General features: G+C 39.2%; 1 protein-coding gene. It reads right to left on the reverse strand.

Going from position 1 to position 293, the window contains the following annotated elements:
- Positions 1-293, reverse strand: a 293-nt coding sequence (locus tag AOA60_RS01090; protein ID WP_178075296.1) for a dihydrofolate reductase family protein, incomplete at both ends; no start/stop codon positions are given.

The raw sequence follows: 293 nt of genomic DNA on the forward strand, positions 1-293 counted from the left end.
GTTTACTGTACCACCGCCTTCTACAAGAAGCGAGGTTATTTCATTTTCCCCCAATATGGTAAGTAGCTCTTGTATCCGAATATCTTTTCCGGAAACTTCAATCACCTTTATTCCCAATCGTTCAAGGTCTGCTTTTTTATTGGAGTCCCTATTACTACCAGTTATAATCCAGGTCTCTGCTTCTTTATCTGCAATAACCTTCGAAGTTAGTGGTATACGTAGATCTGTATCTAAGATAACTCGCACTGGATTCTTTCCACCTTGATTCAATCGAGTAGTAAGCGATGGATTAT

Origin of the sequence: Pseudomonas sp. 2822-17 (assembly GCF_002742485.1) — a bacterium.
In the GTDB taxonomy this organism is placed as follows: Bacteria; Pseudomonadota; Gammaproteobacteria; order Pseudomonadales; family Pseudomonadaceae; genus Aquipseudomonas; species Aquipseudomonas cyclaminis.